The 23,105-nt window shown below is 70.7% G+C and carries 24 protein-coding genes and 2 pseudogenes; 17 read left to right on the top strand and 9 right to left on the bottom strand.

Features of this window, described 5'->3' with window-relative positions; genetic code table 11:
* Positions 1-134 precede the first annotated feature (134 nt).
* Positions 135-1,235 carry a recombinase RecA gene (recA, locus tag HNR00_RS08140; protein WP_183567658.1) on the top strand — a complete coding sequence of 367 codons (1,101 nt, stop codon included), beginning with the start codon at positions 135-137 and terminating at the stop codon, positions 1,233-1,235.
* 367 nt (positions 1,236-1,602) lie between these two features.
* Positions 1,603-1,821: a hypothetical protein gene (locus HNR00_RS08145; RefSeq protein WP_183567661.1), complete on the top strand. Its 219-nt coding sequence runs from the start codon at positions 1,603-1,605 to the stop codon at positions 1,819-1,821.
* Positions 1,822-1,830: 9 nt separating this feature from the next.
* Here the strand turns inward: HNR00_RS08145 and HNR00_RS08150 are convergent, their stop codons facing one another.
* On the bottom strand, positions 1,831-2,430 hold the full coding sequence (locus HNR00_RS08150) for a glutathione S-transferase family protein (protein WP_183567664.1): 600 nt from the start codon (positions 2,428-2,430) through the stop codon (positions 1,831-1,833).
* 74 nt (positions 2,431-2,504) lie between these two features.
* Here HNR00_RS08150 and HNR00_RS08155 point away from each other — a divergent pair, with 74 nt between their 5' ends.
* From HNR00_RS08155 to HNR00_RS08165, 3 genes are all read left to right on the top strand, one after another.
* Positions 2,505-3,224, top strand: a complete 720-nt coding sequence (locus tag HNR00_RS08155; RefSeq protein ID WP_183567667.1) for a helix-turn-helix transcriptional regulator — start codon at positions 2,505-2,507, stop codon at positions 3,222-3,224.
* A gap of 90 nt (positions 3,225-3,314) precedes the next feature.
* A complete protein-coding gene (alaS, locus tag HNR00_RS08160) occupies positions 3,315-5,993 on the top strand; it encodes an alanine--tRNA ligase (RefSeq protein WP_183567670.1) in 2,679 nt (892 codons plus the stop codon).
* A gap of 183 nt (positions 5,994-6,176) precedes the next feature.
* Positions 6,177-7,241 (top strand): zinc-binding metallopeptidase family protein, encoded by a 1,065-nt coding sequence (locus HNR00_RS08165; protein ID WP_183567673.1) that lies wholly within the window; start codon positions 6,177-6,179, stop codon positions 7,239-7,241.
* Positions 7,242-7,522: 281 nt separating this feature from the next.
* On the opposite strand, the pseudogene HNR00_RS08170 reads toward HNR00_RS08165, so the two are convergent.
* Positions 7,523-8,078 (bottom strand): annotated as a pseudogene (locus HNR00_RS08170) (transposase); the annotation flags it as partial.
* 486 nt (positions 8,079-8,564) lie between these two features.
* A pseudogene (locus tag HNR00_RS26145) lies at positions 8,565-8,951 on the bottom strand (transposase); the annotation flags it as partial.
* Positions 8,952-9,123: 172 nt separating this feature from the next.
* On the opposite strand from HNR00_RS26145, the gene HNR00_RS08175 reads away from it, so the two are divergent.
* The 4 genes from HNR00_RS08175 (at position 9,124) to bioD (ending at position 12,367) form a co-directional block, all read left to right on the top strand.
* The gene (locus HNR00_RS08175) at positions 9,124-10,056 is read left to right on the top strand and encodes a ring-cleaving dioxygenase (protein ID WP_183567680.1); all 933 of its coding nucleotides are present in this window, start codon (positions 9,124-9,126) and stop codon (positions 10,054-10,056) included.
* Between the two features lie 14 nt (positions 10,057-10,070).
* The gene (locus tag HNR00_RS08180) at positions 10,071-10,535 is read left to right on the top strand and encodes a DUF4431 domain-containing protein (protein ID WP_183567683.1); all 465 of its coding nucleotides are present in this window, start codon (positions 10,071-10,073) and stop codon (positions 10,533-10,535) included.
* 178 nt (positions 10,536-10,713) lie between these two features.
* Positions 10,714-11,487, top strand: a complete 774-nt coding sequence (locus HNR00_RS08185; protein ID WP_183567686.1) for a ferredoxin--NADP reductase — start codon at positions 10,714-10,716, stop codon at positions 11,485-11,487.
* 208 nt (positions 11,488-11,695) lie between these two features.
* The gene (bioD, locus tag HNR00_RS08190) at positions 11,696-12,367 is read left to right on the top strand and encodes a dethiobiotin synthase (RefSeq protein ID WP_183567688.1); all 672 of its coding nucleotides are present in this window, start codon (positions 11,696-11,698) and stop codon (positions 12,365-12,367) included.
* Positions 12,368-12,376: 9 nt separating this feature from the next.
* Here bioD and HNR00_RS08195 read toward each other — a convergent pair whose 3' ends face one another.
* Positions 12,377-12,733 carry a photosystem reaction center subunit H gene (locus tag HNR00_RS08195; protein WP_183567691.1) on the bottom strand — a complete coding sequence of 119 codons (357 nt, stop codon included), beginning with the start codon at positions 12,731-12,733 and terminating at the stop codon, positions 12,377-12,379.
* A 35-nt stretch (positions 12,734-12,768) separates the two neighbouring features.
* The gene (locus tag HNR00_RS08200) at positions 12,769-13,188 is read right to left on the bottom strand and encodes a response regulator (RefSeq protein ID WP_183567694.1); all 420 of its coding nucleotides are present in this window, start codon (positions 13,186-13,188) and stop codon (positions 12,769-12,771) included.
* 165 nt (positions 13,189-13,353) lie between these two features.
* Here HNR00_RS08200 and HNR00_RS08205 point away from each other — a divergent pair, with 165 nt between their 5' ends.
* The 5 genes from HNR00_RS08205 to HNR00_RS08225 all read left to right on the top strand — a co-directional run bounded on the left by HNR00_RS08205 (position 13,354) and on the right by HNR00_RS08225 (position 17,448).
* Positions 13,354-14,034, top strand: coding sequence for a YoaK family protein (locus HNR00_RS08205; protein ID WP_183567697.1), 681 nt, complete (start codon positions 13,354-13,356; stop codon positions 14,032-14,034).
* 16 nt (positions 14,035-14,050) lie between these two features.
* On the top strand, positions 14,051-15,052 hold the full coding sequence (locus HNR00_RS08210; protein ID WP_183567700.1) for a WD40 repeat domain-containing protein: 1,002 nt from the start codon (positions 14,051-14,053) through the stop codon (positions 15,050-15,052).
* 6 nt (positions 15,053-15,058) lie between these two features.
* Positions 15,059-15,325: a hypothetical protein gene (locus HNR00_RS08215; protein WP_183567703.1), complete on the top strand. Its 267-nt coding sequence runs from the start codon at positions 15,059-15,061 to the stop codon at positions 15,323-15,325.
* A gap of 234 nt (positions 15,326-15,559) precedes the next feature.
* Complete coding sequence (locus HNR00_RS08220; protein WP_183567706.1) at positions 15,560-16,090, top strand: DUF2937 family protein; 531 nt, start codon at positions 15,560-15,562, stop codon at positions 16,088-16,090.
* A 125-nt stretch (positions 16,091-16,215) separates the two neighbouring features.
* Positions 16,216-17,448 carry a peptide ABC transporter permease gene (locus tag HNR00_RS08225; RefSeq protein WP_183567708.1) on the top strand — a complete coding sequence of 411 codons (1,233 nt, stop codon included), beginning with the start codon at positions 16,216-16,218 and terminating at the stop codon, positions 17,446-17,448.
* Between the two features lie 3 nt (positions 17,449-17,451).
* On the opposite strand, the gene HNR00_RS08230 is transcribed toward HNR00_RS08225, so the two are convergent.
* From HNR00_RS08230 to argB, 3 genes are all read right to left on the bottom strand, one after another.
* The gene (locus HNR00_RS08230; RefSeq protein WP_183567711.1) at positions 17,452-17,880 is read right to left on the bottom strand and encodes a metallopeptidase family protein; all 429 of its coding nucleotides are present in this window, start codon (positions 17,878-17,880) and stop codon (positions 17,452-17,454) included.
* The gene (locus HNR00_RS08235; RefSeq protein WP_183567714.1) at positions 17,877-18,617 is read right to left on the bottom strand and encodes a pyrimidine 5'-nucleotidase; all 741 of its coding nucleotides are present in this window, start codon (positions 18,615-18,617) and stop codon (positions 17,877-17,879) included. The genes HNR00_RS08230 and HNR00_RS08235 overlap by 4 nt, the downstream gene beginning before the upstream one ends.
* A 106-nt stretch (positions 18,618-18,723) precedes the next feature.
* Positions 18,724-19,620 (bottom strand): acetylglutamate kinase, encoded by an 897-nt coding sequence (gene argB / locus HNR00_RS08240; RefSeq protein WP_183567717.1) that lies wholly within the window; start codon positions 19,618-19,620, stop codon positions 18,724-18,726.
* 240 nt (positions 19,621-19,860) lie between these two features.
* Between argB and HNR00_RS08245 the strand changes: the two genes are divergently transcribed.
* A complete protein-coding gene (locus HNR00_RS08245; RefSeq protein ID WP_183567720.1) occupies positions 19,861-20,088 on the top strand; it encodes a hypothetical protein in 228 nt (75 codons plus the stop codon).
* A gap of 591 nt (positions 20,089-20,679) precedes the next feature.
* Here the strand turns inward: HNR00_RS08245 and HNR00_RS08250 are convergent.
* On the bottom strand, positions 20,680-21,009 hold the full coding sequence (locus HNR00_RS08250; protein ID WP_183567723.1) for a hypothetical protein: 330 nt from the start codon (positions 21,007-21,009) through the stop codon (positions 20,680-20,682).
* A gap of 216 nt (positions 21,010-21,225) precedes the next feature.
* Between HNR00_RS08250 and fabD the strand changes: the two genes are divergently transcribed.
* Both fabD and fabG read left to right on the top strand, forming a co-directional pair.
* A complete protein-coding gene (fabD, locus tag HNR00_RS08255) occupies positions 21,226-22,161 on the top strand; it encodes an ACP S-malonyltransferase (RefSeq protein WP_183567726.1) in 936 nt (311 codons plus the stop codon).
* A gap of 15 nt (positions 22,162-22,176) precedes the next feature.
* Positions 22,177-22,917: a 3-oxoacyl-[acyl-carrier-protein] reductase gene (gene fabG / locus HNR00_RS08260; RefSeq protein ID WP_183567729.1), complete on the top strand. Its 741-nt coding sequence runs from the start codon at positions 22,177-22,179 to the stop codon at positions 22,915-22,917.
* Positions 22,918-23,105: the final 188 nt, after the last annotated feature.

Consider the following 23,105-nt stretch of genomic DNA (forward strand, 5'->3'; position numbering starts at 1 on the left):
CCCGTCGGTCTCTCTCGGATTCACCGGTGGCTGCGACCCGCGCTCTTGCATAAAGAGAACAAAACAAGTACGAAATGCATCGGCCCGGGCGCATTGAGCCTCGCGCCCCTCCCATGCATAAGGAGCCTCACGCGATGGCCCAGCCTGCGCTGAAGATGGTGGAATCCACGACGATGGCTGCTGCGGACAAGGACAAGTCGAAGGCGATCGAGGCGGCGCTGACGCAGATCGAGCGGGCCTTCGGCAAGGGCTCCATCATGCGGCTGGGCAAGTCCCACAAGGTGCAGGAGGTGGAGACCGTCTCCACCGGCTCGCTCGGGCTCGACATCGCGCTCGGCGTCGGCGGCCTGCCGCGGGGCCGCGTCATCGAGATCTACGGGCCGGAATCGTCGGGCAAGACGACGCTGGCGCTCCACACCATCGCCGAGGCCCAGAAGAAGGGCGGCGTCTGCGCCTTCGTCGATGCCGAGCACGCCCTCGACCCGATCTATGCCAGGAAGCTCGGCGTCAATCTCGACGACCTCCTGATCTCGCAGCCCGATACCGGCGAGCAGGCCCTGGAGATCACCGACACGCTGGTGCGCTCGGGCGCCATCGACGTGCTCGTGGTCGACTCGGTCGCCGCGCTGACGCCGCGGGCCGAGATCGAAGGCGAGATGGGCGATCAGCAGCCCGGCCTCCAGGCGCGCCTGATGAGCCAGGCCCTGCGTAAGCTCACCGGCTCGATCTCGCGCTCGAACTGCATGGTCATCTTCATCAACCAGATCCGGATGAAGATCGGCGTGATGTACGGCAGCCCCGAGACCACGACGGGCGGCAACGCGCTGAAGTTCTACGCCTCGGTGCGCCTCGACATCCGCCGCGTCTCGACCCTGAAGGACCGCGACGAGGCGATCGGCAATCAGGTCCGCGTCAAGGTGGTCAAGAACAAGGTCGCGCCGCCGTTCAAGCAGGTCGAGTTCGACATCATGTTCGGCGAGGGCGTGTCCAAGGTCGGCGAGTTGGTCGATCTCGGCGTGAAGGCCGGCATCGTCGACAAGTCGGGCGCGTGGTTCTCATACGACAGCCAGCGCCTCGGCCAGGGCCGCGAGAACGCCAAGGGGTTCCTGCGCGACAACCCCGACATCGCCAACAAGATCGAGGCGTCGATCCGACAGAACTCGGGTCTGGTGGCCGAACGCATCCTCGAGAACGCCAAGCCGACGGCGGACGACCTCGACGAGGGCGAGGCCTGACGGCTCCCTGAACTCCTGAGCACGATCCGCGGGGCGGGAGGTTCATCCTCCCGCCCTTTTTCGTGCCCGCTGGCGGGCCAGGGGAGCGCTTCGAGAAAACCTCCGCCGCGCAAGCCCGTGCGACGGCGCGGCCTGCGCCAGCGCACATCACCGAACGCACAGCGGAGTTGGTATACCGTATACGTGGATTAAGGGGACATCTGGCTCTCTATAGAATAGTCCCAGCGTAAGATTTTCTCGATCGAGATACTTTCCCGGATTAAATATCTCTCCCGTCTCGTCCGTCCTCATAGCTGCGGACGACGCAGCGCCTCCAGAAATGACTTGGCCCGCCGCGGGCGGCGGGCCTCTTTCTGCGCGATCAGAGATGCAACAGACGATTTCGACGCTGAACCAGAGACAGATGCGGGCCCTGCAATGGCTGGCCGATCAGGAAGCCTACCGATGGATCCCGGTCCACGACAGCGGCCCCTGCCGCACCACCCTCAACGCCCTCGTCCGCCGCGGCCTCGCGGTGCGGTCCTCGGCCAACGCCGATCACTACCGGATCACGATGCAGGGCCGCGCCGTCAGCCCTGCCGTGTGACGCGAGGGCTCAGGCCCCGTGCTCCGCGTCGAACGCCGCCGCGTAGCGGGCGCCGGGGCGATCCATGCAGCGGTCCACCCAGGCGTCGATCGCCGGCACCCCGGGCTTGCCGAACCACGCATAAGGCGAGTGCAGCAGCAGGTCGGCCGCCGTGTATCGGTCGCCGAGCAGATAGGGCCGGTCCGCCAGGGCCGCGGCGAGGCGGGCCTTGAGGTCGTCGCCGGTGCGGAACGTCTTGGCGATCCCCGGATGGTCCAGGCCGAGCGCCTGCAGTACCAGCACCGGCTCGACCACGCCCGCGTACCACGCGAGCCAGCTCAGATAGGCGCCCCGCCGCGGGTCCCCGACCGGTACACCGAGGCCCGCCGCGGGAAACAGCTCGGCGAGGTGCTGGATGATCGCGCTCGATTCCCAGATCGGGTGGCCGTCCTGCACGAGGAAGGGCACCTTGCCGTCCGGATGGGGATTGCGCGGATCGCGGGCGCCGCTCCCGTCCTGCCGCGGGATCGTGACGATCTCGATGGCGACCTTATCCAAGGCGTCGAGATCCTTGAGGAGCGCGACGACCCGCGTCGAGCGGCTGTTGGGCGAGTGGTAGAGCGTGATCATCGGCGGGCTCCTGCTGGCCGGTTGGCGAGGCGTGATATACCCCACCCCACCTGCCAGTTTCCGTCAGCTGCCCGATGGCCCGCACCGACCGGCTCTTCCGCCTGCTCCACGCCATGCGCGTCCTGCCCGCGCCCGTCACGGCGGCGCGGCTCGCCGAGGAGACCGGGGTGTCGCTGCGCTCGCTCTATCGCGACATCGATGCGTTGCGCGCCGCCGGCGCCCGGATCGAGGGCGAGCGCGGCTACGGCTACCGCCTGATCGAGGACGTGGCGCTGCCGCCGCAGACTTTCGACCGCATCGAGATCGAGGCGCTGGTGCTCGGCCTGTCCGAGGTGCGCCAGATGGGCGACCCGGCGCTCGCCCAGGCCGCGGCCTCCGTGCTCGCCAAGGTCGCCGCGACCCTGCCGGACCGGGCCGAGCAGCACCTGCTGCACGCGGTCTCCCAGGTCCGCCGTTTCGAGGCGCGCTTTCCGCGCGTGCTCGACTTTGAGGGCGTGATGGCGACGATCCGGGCCGGGTGCTGGCACGAGGAGGCGCTGTCGCTCCGCTACGCCGACAAGGACGGCGCCGAGACCGAGCGCACCATCCTGCCGCTCTCCATCGTCTATCTCGACAGCAAGATGACCCTGCTGGCGTGGTGCACCTTGCGCGACGCCTTCCGCATGTTCCGCCTCGACCGCATCCGCGCGGTGGCGGCGACGGGGGCGAGCTTCCGGCCCCGCCGGGCGGCGCTGTTGCGCGGCTATCTCGCCGAACTGCGGGGCGGCCCCGCTGCGCAGGATACCCAGACGTGACTCGCAGGGCGCCGGCCCGTATGAGGGCCGGATGCGGCCGCGCTCGCCCGAGCCGGCCTCCCGACGCGACTTGATTCCCGAGCCTATCCGATGAGCGGCGTCAACGAGATTCGATCGACCTTCCTGGACTATTTCCGGGATGCCGGGCACGCGGTGGTGCCGTCGTCCTCGCTCGTGCCGAAGAACGACCCCACGCTGATGTTCACGAACGCCGGCATGGTGCAGTTCAAGAACGTCTTCACGGGGGTCGAGAAGCGCCCGTATGTGAAGGCGACCTCCTCGCAGAAGTGCGTCCGCGCCGGCGGCAAGCACAACGATCTCGACAATGTCGGCTACACCGCCCGGCACCACACCTTCTTCGAGATGCTCGGCAACTTCTCGTTCGGCGACTATTTCAAGGCCGACGCGATCGAGCTTGCCTGGACGCTGATCACCAAGGAGTTCGGGCTCTCTGCCGAAAAGCTCCTCGTCACGGTCTATGCCGACGATGATGAAGCCGCTGGTCTGTGGAAAAAAATCGCGGGGTTCGGCGACGAAAAAATCATCCGCATCGGCACCTCGGACAATTTCTGGCAGATGGGCGACACCGGCCCCTGCGGCCCGTGCTCCGAGATCTTCATCGACCAGGGCCCGGCGCTGCAGGGCGGCCCGCCCGGCTCGCCGGACGAGGACGGCGACCGCTTCCTCGAGTTCTGGAACCTCGTGTTCATGCAATACGAGCAGATCGAGCCGGGGGTGCGCAATCCGCTGCCGCGGCCCTCGATCGACACCGGCATGGGCCTGGAGCGCATGGCCGCGATCCTCCAGGGCGTCCACTCGAACTACGACACCGACCTGTTCCGCGCGCTGATCGATGCCGTCGCGCACGCCGTGTCGAAGGCGCCGGAGCCCGCGACGCGCGCCTCATACCGCGTCATCGCCGACCACCTGCGCTCGACCTCGTTCCTCATCGCCGACGGCGTGCTGCCCTCGAACGAGGGCCGCGGCTACGTGCTGCGCCGGATCATGCGCCGCGCCATGCGCCATCTCGAACTGCTCGGCGCCCGCGAGCCGGTGATGTACCGCCTCGTCCCCGCGCTGATGCGCGAGATGGGGCAGGCCTTCCCCGAGCTCACCCGCAGCGAGGCGCTGATCTCGGAGACCCTGCGTCTGGAAGAAGGCCGATTCCGCAAGACCCTGGAGCGGGGCCTCGCCATCCTCGACGCCGAGACCCGCGATCTCGGCCAGGGTCAGAACCTGTCGGGCGAGACCGCCTTCACCCTCTACGACACCTACGGCTTCCCCCTGGATCTCACGCAGGACGCCCTGAAGGCCCGCGGCATCGGCGTCGACACGGAGGCGTTCTCCGCCGCGATGCAGCGCCAGAAGCAGGCCGCGCGCGCCGCGTGGCAGGGTTCGGGCGAGGCCGCGACCGAGACGGTCTGGTTCGGCATCAAGGAGCGCACCGGCGCCACCGAATTTCTGGGATACGACTCGGAGGTCGCCGAGGCCGTGGTCGGCGCGGTGCTGCGCGAGGGCGCCGAGGTCGAGGCGCTCGAGGCCGGCGAGAGCGGCCTCGTCGTCGTCAACCAGACGCCGTTCTACGGCGAGTCCGGCGGCCAAGTGGGTGACACCGGCATCATCGCCGGCCCCGGCCTCAGGGCCCGCGTGACCGGTACGGAGAAGAAGCTCGGCGACCTGTTCGTCCACCACGTCACGGTGGAGGAGGGCACGCTCGCGCGCGACGCCGCCATCGAGCTGAAGGTGGACCACGCCCGCCGCGCCGCGATCCGCGCCAACCACTCGGCGACCCACCTGCTGCACGAGGCGCTACGGCAGGTGCTCGGCGACCACGTCGCGCAGAAGGGCTCGCTCGTCGCGCCCGAGCGCCTGCGCTTCGACATCAGCCACCCCAAGCCCATCGACGAGGCCGAGCTGACCCGCGTGGAGGAGATCGCCAACGCGGTGCTGCTCCAGAACGCCCCCGTCGTGACCAAGCTGATGGCGGTGGACGAGGCGATCGAATCCGGGGCGCGTGCCCTGTTCGGCGAGAAGTACGGCGACGAGGTGCGCGTCGTCTCCATGGGCCGGCCCGTGGACGACGATGGGCTTGAGGTCGAGGGCGGGCGGCTGCCCAACTTCTCCATCGAACTCTGCGGCGGCACCCACGTGGCGCATCTCGGCCAGATCGGCCAGATCACCGTGCTCGGCGAGAGCGCGGTGGGCGCCGGCGTGCGCCGCATCGAGGCGATGACCGGGCACAATGCCCGCCGCCACCGGCAGGCCGAGAGCCGCACGCTCTCGCAGCTTGCCGGCCTGATCAAGGCGCCGGTCGCCGACGTGCCGGACCGCCTCGCCTCCCTCATCGAGGATCGCCGTCGGCTGGAGAAAGAACTGGCCGATGCGCGGAAAAAGATCGCCATGGGCGGTGCTGCCGGCGGGGGCGACGAGGCCCGCGAGGTCAATGGCGTGAAGCTGATGGCGCGCGTGGTCGAGGGCGTCGAGATGCGCGACCTCAAGGGTCTGGCCGACGAGGGCAAGACCCGGCTCGGCTCCGGCATCGTCGCCATCGTCGGCGTCGCGCCGGACGGCAAGGCTGGGCTCGTCGTCGGCGTCACCGAGGACCTGACCGGGCGCTACGACGCGGTCGGCCTCGTGCGCGCGGGCGCGGGCCATCTCGGCGGCAAGGGCGGCGGCGGACGCCGCGACATGGCCCAGGCCGGCGGCCCCGACGGCAAAGGGGCGGACGCCGCGCTGGCCGCCATCGCCGAGGCGCTGGCCGCGGCCTGAGGCGCCGCTCGCCCAGCGAAATGCATGAAAAGTTTATCGATCACGGAACGGTGAGGGAGATCGCGGCTTGTCTGGCCGCGCCCCCACCCGCGTTCGGCCGGACGGCCCGCATCGTCGGCGGCCCGGTCTCGCACGCCCGTTGCATCGAAGGCGTCCCGTCGCCTTCAGGACATCCGTGATCCGATGAAGCTCTTTCGCTGCCAGTCCTGCGACAACATCCTGTATTTCGAGAACCGCACCTGCCAGCGCTGCGGCCACCGGCTCGGCTACCTGCCGCAGGCCGGAACGCTCTCGGCGCTGGAGCCCGCGGGCGACAACCATGCCTGGACGCCGCTGGCGGTCCCCGAGAGCCCGAGCTTCCTCTGCACCAACGCCGCGCACGACACCTGCAACTGGCTGGTCCCTCCGGGCTCGACCGACGCGTTCTGCCTCGCCTGCCGCCACAACGGCACGGTGCCGGACGTCTCCGACCCGGTGAACCTGCAGCGCTGGCAGGAGATGGAACTGGCCAAGCACCGGCTGTTCTACACGCTGCTGCGCTGGAACCTGCCGCTCCAGACCCGCGCCGAGGACCCGGAGCACGGGCTGATCTTCAACTTCCTGGCCGACCCGCCCGCCGCCGAGGGCCCCAAGGTGATGACCGGCCACGAGAACGGCGTCATCACCATCGCCCTGATCGAGGCCGACCCGGCCGAGCGCGAGAAGCGCCGCACCGGCATGGGCGAGCCCTACCGGACGCTGCTCGGCCATTTCCGCCACGAGGTCGGGCACCATTACTGGGACATCCTCGTGCGGGATGCGGGCAAGCTCGAGCCCTGCCGGGCGATGTTCGGCGACGATTCGCAGGATTACGGCGAGGCGCTCAAGCGCCACTACGACCAGGGCCCGCCCGCCGACTGGCAGGAGAACTTCGTCTCGGCCTACGCGACGACGCACCCCTGGGAGGACTTCGCCGAGACCTGGGCCCATTACCTCCACATCGTCGACACGCTGGAGATGGCCTCGGCCTTCGGCCTGCAGGTGAAGCCCGACGTGGATCGCTCCGGCGAGATCTCCACCCGGATCGCGTTCGACCCCTACGCCGCCGAGACGATCGAGCAGATCGTGGATGCGTGGCTACCGCTGGTGTTCGCGCTCAACAGCATGAACCGGGCGATGGGCGAGGGCGACCTCTACCCGTTCGTGATCGCCCCGCCGGTGGTGCGCAAGCTCGGCTTCATCCACGGGCTCGTGCACGGGCGGGTGTGACGTTCATGACACCCGCACCGTCATTGCGGGCGCTGATAAGCGAACCCGGAATCCACCTGTGATACCATTTCCAAATGATTAGACCGCTCTGATCATCCGGATACGGTATGACTGGCTCGTCCCATCAAACCCTCTCATCCTGAGAGGCTGTGAGCCAAACAGTTTGCGCGCGCGGTGTATACGGCCGGCGGGTGAACTCTATCGGACGGTGCGAGCGCTCGTCCGCCGGTTCGATCGGTTCGACGGGCCTGGCAGCCAAGCCCCGCGGAGTTCCGGGCGCCTCAGGCCGGTCGGGCGGCGCGCAGGCGGCGTTCGGTGAGGATGTTGAGCGCCAGGGCGAAGCCGCTCATCCAGTTCTGGACCTTGCGCAGGCCGCGCACCCGCAGGCGGTCGAGGCTGAGGTTGCGCAGGTGGGCATGGATCAGTTCGCAGCGGGCGCGGCGCTGGACCACCGCCTGGACTTGCGGCGTCGCCATGCGGGTGCGCCAGGTGGCGACGCCAGGGCCGTCGGTCTTGCGGACGCGGTAGGGATCGGTGCCGGCCGCGTGCGCCGCCTCGATGTCGGCCGCGCACTGGAAGCCGCCATCGACGAGGTAGCGCCGAGCCCGATGCCCGTAGCGGGCGGCGAGCGCGGCCGCCATCGGCTCGGCCAGGCCGCGGTCGGAGCCGACGTTGCCCACCTGCACGCCCACCACGAGCCCGCTGGCCGGCAGGCTGGCGATCTGCACGTTGTAGGCCGGCCTGTCCTTCGACAAGCTCAGGATGAGGGCCGCCGTCGGCCATCTTCATCACCCGCGCCTGCGGATCGGTGGTCGAGGCCCGCGGCGCCTTCGGCTCGGCGGCCTTCCCCGAGCCCGTCTCGGCCCCTGTCTCGACATCTTGGGGCGCAGCTGTCGGAACGGCGGCTGGCTCCTGGGTTACGCTGCCCGCGCCACGGTCCGTGTCGTCGCCTTGGCTCCTGCCGTTGCGGCCCCTCTCGCGGGCCGCGCGCTGTGCCTCGATCTCCCCCAGCGCGGTCAGCGCCTGCCCGACGCGCGCCAGACGCTCGCGCGCCGCGCTCTCCCGCCGCGCCTGCCGCCGCCGGCCCGAGGCCCCGGGCGCCGCCGCCTCGTCCTGCGCCAGACCCGCCAGAACCGCCTGCGCCCGGGCGTAGGCCTCCTCCAGCGTCGCCCGCCGCCGGAACGAGGCCGCCCCCGCACTCGCGCGCACCCGCACCCCGTCCTGAGCGATCTCGTCGAGATCGACCAAGCCTGCCAGCGACAGGCTCGCCACATGGCGCGCCAGCAGGTCGTCGATGTCCACGCTCGGGTCGTTGCGGAAGTCCGACAGGGCATGGTGGTTCACGCCCACACCGCCGCACAGCCAGCGATAGGCCGGCGCGCTCACGCACAGCCGCGCCACCGCCCGTGCGCTGCCGACTCCGTCGCTGGTCGCAGAGAGCCACAGCGCCAGCAGCAGGTGCGGCGCGGTCTGCGCCTGACCCGGCCGGCCCTCGCGCGCCTTGATCCGCGCCTCGAAGCCCGAGAAGTCCACCTGCGCGGCATAGGCCCAGATCGCCCGCGCCGGATGGTCCGCCTCGATCAGCCCGTCCAGATCGAGCCAGTCCAGCCGCACCTGCGCCCGGCACGGCATCCGCAGGCGGGCCCCGCCGCGCGAACCCGGCGAGGCCGGAACCGGATGCTCCGCAAGCTCCGCAAACAGCCCGCCCATCCCGGCTTCTCCCTCGCTCAACACGGGGAACCACCCAGGCTCGCCTCCTGCAACGACGCAGTCGAAAAATTCACAACCTCTGAGCACGGCCTCGGCCTGACCCGAGCCTTGGGCTCAAGCGGCGAGCCCCTATCTGGAGCCCACCCGGCTCCTCCCGCCTCAAGGCCCCGCGATGCAGCTCACCGGACTCCACCACGTCACCGCGATCACGGCGCGCGCGGCCGACAACCTCGCCTTCTACACCCGCGTGCTCGGCCTCCGGCTGGTCAAGAAGACGGTCAACCAGGACGACGTCTCGGCCTACCACCTGTTCTACGCCGACGGGCGCGCCTCGCCGGGCTCGGACCTCACCTTCTTCGACTGGCCGGCCCCGCCGGAGCGCCGCGGCGGCAACAGCATCGTCCGCACGGCCTTTCGCGTGTCGGGGGAGGGGGCCTTCGACTGGTGGCGCGCGCATCTCGGCCGCCAGGGCGTGAGCCACCATCCGGCGATCCTGCGCGACGGGCGCCTGACCCTCGACTTCGAGGACGGCGAGGGCCAGCGTCTCAGCCTGATCGACGACGGCGGCAGGGGCGAAGCCCATCCGTGGGAGGCCAGCCCGGTGCCGGCGGCCCATCAGATCCGCGGCCTCGGTCCGATCCGCCTCGCGGTGGCGCAGCCTGAGCGCACGGAAGCCGTGCTCACCGAGGTGATGGGCTTTGTCCGCGCTCGCACCTTCGAATTGCCCGAGGGTGAGGTCACCGTGTTCGAGACCGGCCCCGGCGGCCCGGCGGCGGAGGTGCATCTCCTGCGGGACCCGAGCGCAACCGCCCGCCAGGGCGCGGGCGGCGTCCACCACGTCGCCTTCCGGGTGCCGGATGCCGATTACGAGGCCTGGGCCGACCGGCTGAAGCAGCGCCGCATGCCCTCCAGTGGCCCGGTCGACCGCTACTACTTCCGCAGCCTCTATTTCCGCGAGCCCAACGGCATCCTGTTCGAGATCGCCACCGACGGCCCGGGCTTCGCCACCGACGAGCCGATGGAGACCTTGGGCGAGCGCCTCGCCCTGCCGCCGTTCCTGGAGTCGCGCCGGGCCGAGATCGAGGCGGGGCTGAAGCCGCTGTGAGCCGGGGAGGCGGGATGATGCGCAGCGCGGCGGCCGCGCTTCTTCTCGCGGGATCGACCATCGCCGCGAGCGCGACGGAGGCGACCGCGCCACGGACACGGCCGGCACCGGCGGGCGGCGGAGCGAAGGTCTGCCTGCTTTACGCGAACCGGATCGGCCTCGCGGGCCGCCTGATCAGGCGGACCTATCCCGGACCACCGAATTACGAGAGCGTCGCCCGCGGCGACCGCCCGGAGACGGTGCTCGTCCTCGCTCTCACCAAGCCCGCCTGCATGGCGGAGGACAAGACCGATCGGGATGGGACGAGCCCGGCCATCGCCCGCATCACCGAAGTCCAACTCGCGGCCACCACGCGCGATCTCGGCGGCATCAAGCCGGGTCGGGCCCTCCGTGTCACGGGCCAGGCCTTCGCGGCCCATACCGGCCATCACCACACGCCGATCATCCTGGGCGACGTACGGGTCGAGCCGAGCCCGTGACCTCGGAGCGGACCGTCGCCGATGCGCTCATCAGAGGGCAGGCATGCATCGGTTTCAAGAACAGTTCCAGACAAAGACGCATTCCGGTGGCTGTGGCAGCCCTGCGTCTTGACGTGGTTGCTGCACCTGCGAGAAGACCCCGCGCGAGACGCTTCGAGAATCGGGAAACCTGCGGCCGATGAGCAAGTACAACGAGGAGCGCGTCCTCTCCGTCCACCACTGGACCGACACGCTCTTCTCCTTCCGGACCACCCGCGATCCCTCGTTCCGCTTCCGCAACGGCGAGTTCACGATGATCGGCATCGAGGTCGAGGGGCGCCCGCTCCTGCGCGCCTACTCGGTGGTCTCGGCCAATTACGAGGAGGAGCTGGAGTTCTTCTCGATCAAGGTGCCGAACGGCCCGCTGACCAGCAAGCTCCAGCACCTCAAGGTCGGCGATCCCGTGATGATCGGCAAGAAGCCGACCGGCACGCTGGTGCTCGACAACCTCCTGCCCGGCCGCCACCTCTACCTGCTCGGCACCGGCACCGGGCTCGCCCCGTTCCTGTCGATCATCAAGGACCCGGAGACCTACGACCGCTTCGAGAAGGTCGTGCTGGTCCATGGCTGCCGTCAGGTGCAGGAACTGGCCTACGGCGAGACCATCACCGAGACCCTGCCTCGCCACGAGTTTTTGGGCGAGATGATCGCGAATCAGCTGATCTACTACCCGACCGTGACCCGCGAGCCGTTCCGCAACCGCGGCCGGATCACCGACCTGATGACCTCGGGCAAGCTGTTCGAGGATATCGGCCTGCCGCCCATGTCGATCGAGGCCGACCGCTTCATGCTGTGCGGCTCGCCGGAGATGATCAAGGACACCCGCGAGATGCTGACGGGGCTGGGCTACGAGGAGGGCAACCACGGCGAGGCGGCCCACTACGTCATCGAGAAGGCCTTCGTCGAGAAGTGATTTTTTGGGGGAGGGGCGGCGCGCCGCCCCTCCGCCGATCCAACCCATCCCCCTCATCCTGAGGCGCCGGAGCGAAGCGGAGGCCTCGAAGGAGGGCTCCGGGGATCGCTGAGACTTCTGGAGCCCTCCTTCGAGGCTGCTACGCAGCACCTCGGGATGAGGGTGTGGGTGGGATGGCCGTCATGAGTCCGTATCCCGTCGAGCCGCCATGCCGCTTCCGCCCGCACTCTTCATCGCCGGCGCCGGCACCGAACTCGGAAAAACCTACGTCACCGCCGCCCTCGTCCGGCACCTTCGCGCGGAAGGGCGCCGCGTCCGCGCCCTGAAGCCGCTCGCCAGCGGCGTGCCGCCAATGGACGATCCGGCTTTCGCCGAGAGCGACACCGGCCGGCTGCTCGCCGCTCAAAACATCGCGATCACCCCGGCGGCGGTCGAGGCGTGTTCGCCCTGGCGTTTCTCGGCCCCGCTCGCCCCCGATCTCGCCGCGATGCGCGAAGGGCGCAGCCTCGCGCTCGACGACCTCACCGTATGGTGTCGCGCACGTCTGTCCGAGGCGGCTCCCGGCGAGATGCTGCTGATCGAGGGCGTCGGCGGGCTGATGAGTCCGGTGACGGAGGCCGCGACCGGTCTCGACTGGCTGAAGGCGCTGGAACTGCCCGCGCTCCTCGTCTCGGGCAGCTATCTCGGTGCCATCAGCCACGCGCTGACCGCGGTCGAGACGCTGCGGGCCCACGGCGTCGCGCTGGCGGGCGTCGTCGTCAGCGAGAGCGAGGGTGCCCCGACACCGCCGGAGACGGTGGCCGCTGCCATCGCTCGCCATGGCGGCGTAACCGTCGGGATCGTCCCCCGCGGCGGCGACTTCCCGAAGGACCTCGTCTGAGCGGGCGGCTCAGCGGGCCCGCGGCTCCTTCGGTCCCACCTTCGGCTCGCGGGATTCCTGGATCTCCTCCGCCTTCTCCTCGTCGGTGTCGCCGCTCCGCTTGATCGTGGCGTCGGGCTTGGCGGTCAGCTCCTTGAGGATGGCGACCAACTCCTTGCACTCCTTCGGGAAACCGTAGGAGTCGAGCACGATCGCGGCGTCGCGCAGGGTGCGGAGATCGCGCACGATCTGTGCGTTCTTGGCCTCCTGCAATTCCTTCTTCTCGGCGATGGCGGGTTCCAGCCCGGAATCCTCGACGGCGCAGGCGGCCTGCGCCGAGGGTGCGAGGGCGAGCAGAAGGAGGGCGCAGGCGAGGGAGCGGCGCATCGGACAGGCTCGTGGTTGGGTTTGGCCGAAAGGAATCAGCCGCGGTCGCGCAGCAGGTCGTGGGTCACGGCCACGATCTGGGCGGTGCGGTAGGGCTTGGGCACGAACACCGAGCGGGACACGGCTTCCGCCGGCGACAGGCCGTCGCGGCCGCCCGAGGTGTAGACCACCGGCAGGCGCGGCAGGGCGCGGCGGGCGCGGTGGGCCAGCGCGATCCCGTTCGTGTTGCGGGCGAGATCGATATCGGTGAAGAGCAGATCCACCTGCTCGCTCGACAGGATCGCCTCGGCCTCGTCGGCATCGGTGGCGGTGAGCACGCGGTACCCTTCGTCGAGCAGGGCCTCGGCGGCGAGCTCGCAGACGAAGGCCTCGTCCTCGACGACCAGGATCGTGCCGGTATGCGGCGCGAACGGGAAGGCGGGCAGGGCGGCGGCGGTGCAGGCGAAGGGGATCATGGCAGAACTCCAACTCACCCGGGCTCGGGCAACGGCCGAGCTTGCGGATCGCCGGACCAACGGGGCCGTGGAGGGCCGCGTTCACCGTGATTGCTTCGATTTGCGCGCAATTGGTAACCAGTTGGTTAACCTTGACGGGACGGCGGAAACGGCCGCGGCGAGATCGTGACGCGCCGATGGCAGATCGGCTTCGGCGTCGTGCTGACGGCGATGGCCGGCTTCGTCGACGCGCTCGGATTCATCCGCCTCGGCGGCCTCTACACCTCGCTCATGAGCGGGAACACGACGCAGATGGCCGTGGCGCTCGGCCACGGCGAACCGATCCATGCGGTGCTGCCCGCGCTGCTGATCGCCGCCTTCCTGGTCGGCGCGGTGACCGGCGGGGCGCTCGCGGCGCTGACCCCCGCGCGATGGGTCACGCCCGCGGTGCTCGCCTTCGAGACGGTGGCGGTCACGGCGGCCCTCGTCACTGCGGTCGAGGGCGCGCGGCTCGGCATCGCCGCCCTGTTCCTGGCGCTCGCGATGGGCGGCCAGAACGCGGTGCTGGCCCACGTGCAGGGGTTTCGCGCCGGCACCACCTTCATCACCGGGGCGCTGTTCTCGTTCGGGCAGAAGGCGGCGCTGGCGCTCGCCGGCCGCGGCCCCCGCTTCGGCTGGTTCGGCGACGCCGCGGTCTGGATCGCCCTCCTCGCCGGGGCGGTTGCCGGCACGCTCGCCCATGCGCATCTGGGCGTCGCGGCGCTGGCGATCCCGGCCGCCCTGGCCGGAATGCTCTGCCTCGGCGCCGGTTTCGTCACCCTGGCGAGCCGGCCCGCCGCCGGCCCCGCCCGTCAACGGTCTCTATGAAGGAAGGTCGATCCGAATGAGCGTTTCCGCCCCAACGCTGGCCGAGCACGTCGTGCCGATCACGGCGGACGCCCACGTCACCGCCGCCCACTGGCTCGGCGACGTTTTGGCCCTGGCCCTCGGCGACGGGCAGGTGTTGCTGACCCGCGACGGCGCCTCCGAGGCGGTGGCGGCGCACCCTGAGGGCGCGATCCTGTCGGCGCTCGGCGACGGCAAGCGGCTCGTCAGCGCGGGCGACGACGGGCGCGTCGTCGCCACCGACGCGAAGGGCACGGCTGCAGAACTCGCCAGCGTCAAGGGCTGGGTCGACGCGCTCGCGCTCCACCCGGACGGTGCGGTCGCCTTTGCCAGCGGCCGCAACGTCGTCGCCCGCGATGCCAAGGGCCGCGAGAAGACGTTGGCCGCCCCCTCGACGGCGCGCGGCCTCGCCTTCGCCCCGAAGGGCTACCGGCTGGCCGTGGCGCACTACAACGGCGTCAGCCTCTGGTACCCCAACCTCGAGACCCCGCCGGAATTCATCGAGTGGAAGGGCTCGCATCTCGACGTGACGTGGTCGCACGACGGGCGCTTCGTCGTCTCGACCATGCAGGAGAACGCGCTCCACGGCTGGCGCCTCCAGCCCGACCGCGGCCACATGCGGATGTCGGGCTACCCCGCCAAGGTGCGCTCGCTGTCGTGGTCGTCCGACGGCAAGTGGCTCGCCACCAGCGGGGCGGAGGCGGCCATCGTCTGGCCGTTCGACTCGAAGGAGGGGCCGACCGGCAAGGCCCCGCGGGAATGCGGCGTGCGCCCGGCCCGGGTCTCGCAGGTGGCGTTTCATCCAAAGTCGCCCGTGCTGGCTATCGGCTACGAGGACGGCTGCGTGCTGCTGGTGCGCTTCACCGACGCCGCCGAGCTGCTGGTGCGCCCGGCGACCAAGGGCGGCGCCATCTCGGCGCTCGCCTGGGACGCGGCCGGGCGCCGCCTCGCCTTCGGCAGCGCCGGCGGGCAGGCCGGCGTGCTAACCCTCCCGGCCTGATCCGGCATGGCCCTGTTCGGACGCCGCGAGCGCCCCGACGCCCCCGCCCGCCGCCGGGTCGAGGCCTGGGCGCGGGCGGCCGGCGGCTACGGGCCGGACACGGCGATGACGGTGAGCGAGATCGTCTGCGCCGACCCGGCCTGCCCCGGCTTCGAGACGGTGATCCTGATCCTGGCACCGAACCGGCCGACGCGGGCCGTGAAGGTGGCAGGCGCCGTGGACGCGCTGGACGAGGCGAGGGTCGCGGCGGCCGTGGTGTCCGCGGGTGCATGAGCGGCTGCGCTCTCCCCGTCCGCGGCGAGTGCGCTAACTGCTCGCTCTTCGGCTCACACATCTCCGTGTAAGCAGAACGGAGCGCTCTCCTCCCCCTTGCGGGGAGGAGGTAGGAGGTGGGGGTGGTGCCGGATGAAGCTCGGCGATCCATCCTGAACCACCCCCACCCCTGACCCCTCCCCGCAAGGGGGAGGGGACCCGCGCTCGATCGGCCCTCGGTAGGGAGGTGAACTCGTGTTCCGCGTCGTCCGCACCCTCGGTCTCGCCTTCGGGCTCCTCGCCGCGGTCCTCGCGGCGCAGGGGCCGGAATTCGCGCAGCAATACGCCCAGCGCCTCGGCGGGGCGCTCGACGAGCTGCGCCGCTCCATCGCCGCCCTCGACGCCGATGCGCAGGCGACCGGCAGCAGCCGGGAGGCGGCGCTGGAGCGGCTGCGCCGGAGCCCCGACGCCTTCGCGGCCCGGCGCGGCGAGGCGGCCCGCGCCGACATCGAGCGTCTGAAGAGCCTGGAGGCGCAGAAGCAGGCGCTCGACGCGGCCCAGAGCCCGCTGGGCCGCCTCTTCGTCATCACCCGCGACCCCGACATGGGCATCGCCCGGTCAGCCTATCGCGACTACCAGCCGGCGGTGCCGACGACGACCGACGGCATCGTGGCGGGGCTGCTGGGCTTCCTCGCCGCCTGGGGCGGCTGGCGCGTCACCGCCGATTTCGGCCGCCACATGGCCCGCCGCACCCGCCGCCGGCGGCCGGAGACCACGCCGATCTGAGCCGAAGCGCTCCGAGGGCTCGCCGCAGGGGTGTTGCACGACGCCTACAGCCGCCCAACCGCGGCTGCACTAGGTAGGTTGAGGGCGAGCGCGCTGCGCGCTGTCGCCGGACCCGGTCCCCTCGCATGGCGCGCGCACCCAACACGATCGTGGATCCCGCCCTCGACGCGGCGGCCTTGCTGCGGCGCATGGGCTTCTTCGGCCTGTTCGTGGCCCTGCCGGTGGCTGCCCAGGTGTCGCGCCGCGCCACCGTGGTGCTGGCGCCCATCGCCGTGGTCCTGCTCATCACCGCGAGCGCCATCGACCGGCGCCAGCGCGCGGTCCAGCCCTCCGTGCGGCGGCTCCTGACCGCGCCCTCGTTCCTGGCCGGACTGCTGGTGGTGTTCTGGTGCGGCCTCAGCCTGGTCTGGACGCCGTTTCCGGGACCGGCGAGCGAGCGCTTCGGCAACCTGATCGCCACCGTCGCGATGACGCTGCTCGCTTATCTCGCGCTGCCCGACCGGATGCGCTCGGCCAATCTCTACCTGCTGCCGCTCGGCGTCGGCGCGGCGGCCATCGTCGCGATCCTGATCGGCCTCGTCGGCGACGCGATGCTGAGGGGCAACCCCGACGGCGACAGCGCGCTGGAGCGCGGCGGCGTGCTGCTCGCCCTGCTGGTCTGGCCCGCGGTCGCGTGGCTGCGTTCGCGGCGGCGCGACACCGAATCCCTGGTGGTGGCGGTGCTGGTCGCGGGCGCGCTGCTGACGGCGCCGGCCTCGACGCCGCTCTTCGCGCTCGCCATCGGCGCCCTCGCCTTCGCGCTCACCAACTGGCGCCTGTCGCTCGGCGTGAAGGTGACGGCGCTCGCCGCCGCCGGCCTGCTCGCGGTCGCCCCGCTGCTGCCCTTCCTGGCCCGGCCGATCGGCGCGGCCCTGTTCGGCCCGGTCTCGCCCGGCGTGCTGGCGCTGAAGGCGTGGCAGAAGCTCGTGACCCTGGAGCCGGTGCGGCTCATCACCGGCCACGGCCTGGAGACGGCCTTGCGCGGGCGCATCTACGGCATCGTGCCGGCCAACGCCCCGACCACGATGCTGTTCGAGTTCTGGTACGAACTCGGCATCGTCGGCGCCTTCGCCGCCGCCTTCGCGCTCCACGGCGGGATCCGCCGCGCCGGCCGCGACGCCACGGCGCTCGTGCCCTGCGCCATGGCGGCCTTCGCGGCGGCCTTCGCGGTCGGCTGCCTCGGCGTCGGCCTCACCTTGGTCTGGTGGCTGACGACGCTGGCGTTGACGATCCTGACCTTCGTGGCGGTCGAGCGCGGCCAGTTCCGCCACAGCCGGCCGAAGGTCGGGCTGATCCCGCGCCTGCCCGTGCGGAGCTGACCCTCAACCGTCGGTGATGGCGTCCGCCGCGGCCTCGATCTCGGCCATGTCGTCGTCGGACAGGCCGAAATGGTGGCCGATCTCGTGGACGAGGACGTGGGTGACGAGATGGCCCAGGCTCTCGTCGTGCTCGGCCCAGTAGTCGAGCAACGGCCGGCGGTAGAGCCAGACGGCGTTGGGCATCTGGCCCGTGGCGACCTCGCCGGATTGCGCCAGCCCGACGCCGCGAAAAAGCCCGAGCAGGTCGAATTCGGTGGCGCAGTCCATCTCGGTCAGCGTCTCCTCGTCGGGGAAATCGTCGACGTGGATGCGCACGCCCGCGCAGAGGTGGCGGAATTCTTCCGGCAACGCCGCGAAGGCGGCATCCGCCAAAGCCTCGATCTCGGCGAGGCTTGGGGCGCGCAACCCTGCCCAGTCGGTCGGCGTGCTCACGGCGTCGCGGCCTCGGCCACCGGCAGCACGCAGGACTGGAGAAAGCCCGCGAGATCGCTGGTGATGTGGTCGATATGCGGCTCCTTGACCGCCTCCTGCTCGAACCGCTCGCGAAAAGGATCGGGCGTCGGCGGCACGACGAGCACGGTGCCCATGCCGAGATCGTGCGGCACCGCGAGGTTGCGGGCGATGTCCTCGAACAGCACCGCGCGGCGGGGATCGACCCCGTGCCGGTCGAGGAAGCGCTCGTAGGTGACCTTCTCGGGCTTGGGCACGAAGTCGGCGGCCGCGATGTCGAACACGTCCTCGAAATGGTCGAGGATGCCGAGCTTTTCCGCCACCCGCTCGGCGTGGCGGCGCGAGCCGTTGGTGAGGATCAGCTTTCGACCCGGCAGCCGTTCGATCGCCGCGCCGAGCGCCTCGTCCAGCAGGATGGTCGAGTGGTCGATGTCGTGGGCGAAGTCGAGGAAGGCGTGCGGATCGATGCGGTCCTCCACCATCAGCGCCTTCAGGGTCGTGCCGTAGCGGTGGTAGAAGTATTTCTGGAGTGCGCGGGCCGAGAGCCCGTCCAGCCCGTAGAGCCCCATCACGAAGAGCGTGATGCGCTCGTCCACCTGCGGCCAGACCCGCGCGTCGCTCGGGTAGAGCGTGTTGTCGAGGTCGAACACCCAGGTGTCGACATGGGCGAAGCCCGGCGCATCGGGTGCGGTGAAATGGGTCGTCGGCGACAGAGGCACGAAGGGCGGAGCCTGCTCGGGAGCGGGGCGAAGGGCGCCCCCGTCTCATGATGTAGGAGGGGAAGCACGGCGGAACACCGCCGCGCTTCGTCGCGCGCAAATGCGCTCAGGTGCGCCGGATCAGGGTGCCGGCACCGAAATCGGTGAACAGCTCCAAGAGCGCGGCGTGCGCCACCTTGCCGTTGAGGATGACCACCGCCTCCACGCCCTGCTCGAGGGCGTAGATGCAGGTCTCGACCTTCGGGATCATGCCCGCCGTGATGGTGCCGTCGGCGATCAGGCGGCGGCAATCCTCCACCGTCAGCTCGGGGATCAGGTTCTTGTCCTTGTCGAGCACGCCCGGCACGTCGGTCAGCAGCAGCAGGCGCTTGGCCCTGAGCGCGCCTGCGATCGCACCGGCAAACGTGTCGGCGTTGACGTTGTAGGTCTTGCCGTCGGCGCCGTAGGCCACGGGGGCGAGCACCGGGATCAGCTCGGCCTTCAGCACCGCGTCGAGCACGCCGCGCTCGACATGCTCCGGCTCGCCGACGAGGCCGAGATCGACCTCCTGCTCGGTGTCGCTGTCGGGGTCGCGGATCGTGCGCAGCGCCCGCTTGGCGCGGACCATGTTGCCGTCCTTGCCGCACAGGCCGATGGCGCGCCCGCCCTCGGCGGCGATCCAGCCGACGATCTGCTTGTTGATCGAGCCGGCCAAGACCATCTCGACCACCTCGACGGTGGCCTCGTCGGTGACGCGAAGCCCGCCCTTGAACTCGGACTCGATGCCGAGCCGCGCCAGCATCCGGCCGATCTGCGGCCCGCCGCCGTGGACGACGATGGGCTTCAGGCCGGACTGCTCCAGCAGCACGATGTCCTCGGCGAAGTCCTCCGCCGCCGCCGGGTCGCCCATGGCGTGGCCGCCGTACTTGATGACGACGATCTCCTGATCGTAGCGCTGCATGTGGGGCAGCGCCTGGGTCAGGATTTCGGCGCGTACGTGCACGTTCGGCAGCGGATCGGTCATCGCCAGCTCGTTCGCCTCAAGTTCAGGTGCCTTTCCCGGACGCCCGCTGCGAAGGGACGCCCCGCGAGGCACGCTCGATCGGATTCGCGCCCGGCTTCTAGCCCAGCCGGCCCGCGGCGCGAAGCCGCCGGCCCCAACCGGTTGCAGGCCACGAGGTCGTGAACGCCTAAGGGCCGATTGCAACACTTCGTTAACCACGCCGCGCCGATGATCGACCCCGTCACCAGGGGGCGACACACCATGCTCAACGCCGATCTTCCGGAACCGCGTCCCAGCCTCACCCATCCCGGCCTCATCGCCCGCGTCGTCGAACGCCTCGGCCAGGGCGCCGGCTCCTCGGCCGACGTCTGGCGCAAGCTGACCGACGCCTATGCCGTCGATCTCGACGCCGTCGCCGCGCTCCTGCCCTGCGCCGAGCCCGAGCCGCTCTGGCTCACCGCCCGCGCCGCCCAGCGCCGCCGGGGTTGAGCCGGTCGGACGCCAGCGCCGTGCCGGTTGTTCGGATCGCGGCTGCAGCCGTCCTCGGCTTGTTCCTCGCGATTGCTTCCGGCTCGGCGCGGGAGGAACGGCCCACCGAGACCCCGGCCGTCCCGGCCTAGCGTGTCTTGCGCCCTTCCTCGCCGAGCGGCCCGTCGAAGCGCCCCGGCCGAGGCGACAAAGCTTTCCCGAAGTAACGGAGGCCATTGGCGCTCCCTCGCTTTACCGAGGGACGAGGCCGACAGCTGTCGTCCCGACCGACGCCGTCGACGTCCATGAGGCGCGAATCGTGGCGCAGCCAGGAGCCGAGCCCGAACTCGGGTTGACGGAGCCGTCGCCCTTGGTCCGACGTCCCGACCCCGTCATTCCGGAGCCGCTCGGCGGAACCCGGATCCGGAGGGACGCGCCGGAGGCGTGTGATCCACCCCAGATGCGCCGCTAGGGCATGAAGGCGAGGCCGGTCGCGGAGTCCGAGTTCGCCTGGGAGCGCCCCAGAATAACGGCCTGAGGGTGTTCCGGTCCGTTCCCGCTTGAGTGCGACGAGGACGGTCCGCCCGCAAGCTTCCTCGTGCAACCGGACGGTCAGAGCGGCAGGCCGCGGGCCTGCGCCTCGGTCCGGACCGTGTCCAGGAGGGCGCGGGAGGCGATCAGGCGCCGGTCGAGCATCGGATCGGTGAGGCGGTCGATGAAGATCGGCGCCGTCCTCCGGGCCTGCCGCGTGCGCCGTTCGAGATCGTGGCGCAGCACCCGCAGGTAGGGGAGCCCCATCGGGCCGAGCCGGTCGAGAGTGGGGCCGAGTTCCGTGCGGAACTCCCGGGACAGGCCGGCGAGCCCGACCTGGGCGCTCTCGTAGGCGCCGATCAGGCTGTGCGCGCGCCCGACGGCTTCCTGGGGGAACGAGGTCCGGAACATTTCTGGAATGCTCCCGATGGGACGAGGATCACGAATCGAACGCGCGGAATCCCCGCCGGTTCGAGCGCGGCCGTGGCCGTCGGCGGCTTCCCTCGTGGCGCGCGGTCTTGTGCGTTGCATTGTTGACACCCGCTGTCCGCGGTGCCAGTCCGCCGCACCTCGGACCGCCGGGCGTTCGCTCCGGAGGTCGGAAGACGACAGGGGCGACGGAGCGGCATGACGCGGGCCTTCATCTTTCCGGGGCAGGGCAGCCAAGCGGTCGGCATGGGCAAGGCGCTCGCCGAATCCTCGCACGCCGCCCGCGCGGTCTTCGCCGAGGTCGACGAGGCGCTCGGTGAGAGCCTGTCGAAGCTGATGTTCGAGGGTCCGGCGGACGCATTGACCCTCACTGCCAACGCCCAGCCGGCGCTGATGGCGGCGAGCCTCGCGGTTCTGCGCGCCTTGGAGGCCGAGCGCGGCCTCGACCTCGCCCGCGACGCGGCATACGTGGCCGGCCACTCGCTCGGCGAATATTCGGCGCTGGCGGCGGCCGGCACGTTCTCCATCGCCGACGCGGCGCGCCTGCTGCGCATCCGCGGGCAGGCGATGCAGAAGGCGGTGGCGCCGGGCGTCGGCGCCATGGCGGCCCTGCTCGGGCCCGATCTGCAGACCGCCCGCGCCATCGCCGAGGAAGCTGCCGAGGGCATGGTCTGCGGCGTGGCCAACGACAACGGTGCCGGGCAGGTCGTGCTGTCGGGCCACAAGGAGGCGGTCGAGCGGGCGATGGCGCTGGCGCAGGGCCGCGGCGTGCGCCGCGCGGTGTTGCTCAACGTCTCCGCTCCGTTCCACTGCGCCCTGATGGCGCCCGCCGCCGAGACCATGAAGGCGGCGCTGGCCGAGGTGACGCTGAATCCGCCGGTCGTGCCGGTCTACGCCAACGTCACGGCGGGCCCGCTGACCGATCCGGCGGCGATCCGCCAGGCGCTGGTCGCCCAGGTCACCGGCACCGTCCGCTGGAGCGAGAGCGTCGCCGCCATGGCCGAGGCCGGGGTCGATCGCTTCCATGAACTCGGCGCCGGCAAGGTGCTGACCGGCCTCGTCAAGCGGATCGCGCCGGGCGCCACGGCCTCCGCCGTCGGCACGCCCGACGACGTCGCCGCCTACGCGTCTTAATTCCGAGGGGACTCCATGTTCGACCTGACCGGCCGCAAGGCCCTCGTCACCGGCGCGACCGGCGGCCTCGGCGGCGCCATCGCCCGCGCGCTGCACGCCCAAGGCGCCCACGTCGCTCTCTCCGGAACGCGGAGGAGCGTGCTGGACGACCTCGCGGCCGACCTCGGCGGCGAGCGCGTCGCCGTGGTCGAGGCCAACCTCGCCGACAAGGCGGCGGTCGAGGCGCTGCTGCCGGCGGCCGAATCGGCCCTCGGCGGGCTCGATATCCTCGTCAACAACGCCGGCATCACCCGCGACAACCTCTTCATGCGGATGAAGGACGAGGAGTGGGAGGCCGTGCTCGACGTCAACCTCACCGCCGCCTTCCGGCTGTCGCGGGCGGCGCTCCGGGGCATGATGAAGCGCCGCTACGGCCGCATCATCGGCATCGGTTCGGTCGTCGGCACCACCGGCAATCCCGGCCAGGGCAATTACGCGGCGGCCAAGGCCGGCCTCGTCGGCATGACCAAGGCGCTGGCCGCGGAAGTCGCGAGCCGCAACGTCACCGTCAACTGCATCGCGCCGGGCTTCATCACCTCGGCGATGACCGACGCGCTGAACGAGAAGCAGCGCGAGACCATCCTGACCCGCGTGCCGGCCGGGCGCCTCGGCACCGGGGCCGAGATCGGCGCCGCGGCGGTCTATCTGGCATCGGAGGAAGCCGCCTACGTCACCGGCCAGACGCTCCACGTCAACGGCGGCATGGCGATGGTCTGAGCCCGTCCACAAACAAGGTTTCCAACCGGAAAACCACGCCGCTGAACGCTTTCTGAACCGCCTCTCGCCAGCACGGAAACCCTGTGTTAACACCCGGCTCAGCCGTGCAGGGGAGTTGACGGTTCAGCGGGTTGCGGCTTTCCAAACCACGCGCGATCGAACAACGGCCGACCTTGAAGAACCCCGAA

Source organism: Methylorubrum rhodinum (genome assembly GCF_014199935.1).
Lineage (GTDB): Bacteria > Pseudomonadota > Alphaproteobacteria > Rhizobiales > Beijerinckiaceae > Methylobacterium > Methylobacterium rhodinum.

Bases quoted from the DNA above. Each gene is read 5' to 3' on its own strand.
- bioD (WP_183567688.1), top strand. From the start codon at position 11,696: ATGCCGCTTCCGCCCGCACTCTTCATCGCCGGCGCCGGCACCGAACTC.
- HNR00_RS08165 (WP_183567673.1), top strand. From the start codon at position 6,177: ATGAAGCTCTTTCGCTGCCAGTCCTGCGACAACATCCTGTATTTCGAG.
- HNR00_RS08175 (WP_183567680.1), top strand. From the start codon at position 9,124: ATGCAGCTCACCGGACTCCACCACGTCACCGCGATCACGGCGCGCGCG.
- HNR00_RS08150 (WP_183567664.1), bottom strand. From the start codon at position 2,430: ATGATCACGCTCTACCACTCGCCCAACAGCCGCTCGACGCGGGTCGTC.
- HNR00_RS08195 (WP_183567691.1), bottom strand. From the start codon at position 12,733: ATGCGCCGCTCCCTCGCCTGCGCCCTCCTTCTGCTCGCCCTCGCACCC.
- HNR00_RS08245 (WP_183567720.1), top strand. From the start codon at position 19,861: ATGCTCAACGCCGATCTTCCGGAACCGCGTCCCAGCCTCACCCATCCC.
- fabD (WP_183567726.1), top strand. From the start codon at position 21,226: ATGACGCGGGCCTTCATCTTTCCGGGGCAGGGCAGCCAAGCGGTCGGC.
- HNR00_RS08180 (WP_183567683.1), top strand. From the start codon at position 10,071: ATGATGCGCAGCGCGGCGGCCGCGCTTCTTCTCGCGGGATCGACCATC.
- HNR00_RS08200 (WP_183567694.1), bottom strand. From the start codon at position 13,188: ATGATCCCCTTCGCCTGCACCGCCGCCGCCCTGCCCGCCTTCCCGTTC.
- HNR00_RS08210 (WP_183567700.1), top strand. From the start codon at position 14,051: ATGAGCGTTTCCGCCCCAACGCTGGCCGAGCACGTCGTGCCGATCACG.
- HNR00_RS08250 (WP_183567723.1), bottom strand. From the start codon at position 21,009: ATGTTCCGGACCTCGTTCCCCCAGGAAGCCGTCGGGCGCGCGCACAGC.
- HNR00_RS08185 (WP_183567686.1), top strand. From the start codon at position 10,714: ATGAGCAAGTACAACGAGGAGCGCGTCCTCTCCGTCCACCACTGGACC.
- fabG (WP_183567729.1), top strand. From the start codon at position 22,177: ATGTTCGACCTGACCGGCCGCAAGGCCCTCGTCACCGGCGCGACCGGC.
- HNR00_RS08145 (WP_183567661.1), top strand. From the start codon at position 1,603: ATGCAACAGACGATTTCGACGCTGAACCAGAGACAGATGCGGGCCCTG.
- alaS (WP_183567670.1), top strand. From the start codon at position 3,315: ATGAGCGGCGTCAACGAGATTCGATCGACCTTCCTGGACTATTTCCGG.
- recA (WP_183567658.1), top strand. From the start codon at position 135: ATGGCCCAGCCTGCGCTGAAGATGGTGGAATCCACGACGATGGCTGCT.
- HNR00_RS08225 (WP_183567708.1), top strand. From the start codon at position 16,216: ATGGCGCGCGCACCCAACACGATCGTGGATCCCGCCCTCGACGCGGCG.
- HNR00_RS08155 (WP_183567667.1), top strand. From the start codon at position 2,505: ATGGCCCGCACCGACCGGCTCTTCCGCCTGCTCCACGCCATGCGCGTC.
- argB (WP_183567717.1), bottom strand. From the start codon at position 19,620: ATGACCGATCCGCTGCCGAACGTGCACGTACGCGCCGAAATCCTGACC.
- HNR00_RS08215 (WP_183567703.1), top strand. From the start codon at position 15,059: ATGGCCCTGTTCGGACGCCGCGAGCGCCCCGACGCCCCCGCCCGCCGC.